The organism is Testudinibacter aquarius (genome assembly GCF_004342725.1).
GTDB lineage: Bacteria > Pseudomonadota > Gammaproteobacteria > Enterobacterales > Pasteurellaceae > Chelonobacter > Chelonobacter aquarius.
On record NZ_SMCP01000023.1, the window covers coordinates 1 to 1,105 of the forward strand.

At 45.8% G+C, this 1,105-nt stretch carries 1 protein-coding gene; it reads left to right on the forward strand.

Annotation, left to right across the window (positions count from 1 at the left end; translation table 11 throughout):
- Window positions 1-165: 165 nt before the first annotated feature.
- Window positions 166-1,105: IS110 family RNA-guided transposase (locus EDC16_RS12625; protein WP_132968213.1), on the forward strand; the 940-nt coding region annotated here is incomplete at its 3' end.

The window sequence follows — 1,105 nt, forward strand, 5'->3', positions numbered from 1 at the left end:
TTGTATATTCAAAATAAAGTATACTAGCAACACAGCACCGAATCGTTATCCACAGCTTGACCGCCCCTAGAGCATCAACTCGTCTTGTAGCGTAGGCGTGGATAACGTTCATCAACAAAACCGAACAGTTGAAATAACGAAACCCGAATACAAGGCTGGTTAATGATGAACAACACTCCGATTTATTGCGGCATTGATGTTGCTAAACGTTCTCTTGTCGTTGGATTAACCGACAAGAAAAAAACAAAAACACAAACCAATAACCCAAAAGGCATCGCCCATCTTTTGGACTATCTTCAGCGTTTTGAAATCGCACTGGTTACCCTTGAAGCCACCGGCGGATTAGAACTGCCGGTTGCCAAAGCGTTAGCGCATGCCGGCTTTCGCGTCTTGGTTGCCAATCCGCTTAAAGCGGCTCAATATGCCCGTTCTCAATCGATGACCAAAACCGATGAGAAAGACGCCTTCAATCTGGCACGTTATGGACGAGATTTAGACCTTAACGGTGAGGCGGAAAAAATGCTGTTTGTGCCGCTGACCGAACAACAAGAGCAGCTTGAAGCGCTGGTGGTTCGCCGTCGGCAACTTGTCGATATGCGCGTTGCCGAATTAAATCGCTTGCAACAAATTCACGAATCCCAGCAAGACAGTGTTCGTCAACATATCGAAATGCTCAATACCCTGATTGCTCGGTTGGATAGTGATATTGACGACCATAATCAGCATTTTAACGAGAAAGCGGAGCTTATCGCGGAGATTAAAGGTGTCGGAAAGAACTGCGTTGCAGTGTTGATGTCAAGTTTACCGGAACTGGGCAAGCTCTCGAATAAACGTATTGCTTCACTGGTTGGCGTGATTCCACACACACAGCAAAGTGGGCAATGGACAGGGAAATCATTCTGCCACGGTGGGCGTGCCATTGTTCGCAATGCATTATATATGGCGGTGTTATCTGCTGTTCGTTTTGAGCCTGTTTTTAAAGCCTTTTACGAGCGATTGGTGGCGAGAGGCAAAGCGAAAAAAATTGCATTAACGGCATGTATGCGGAAACTGTTAACCATTATCAATGCGTTAGTAAAACGTAATGAGAAATGGGACGCTACAC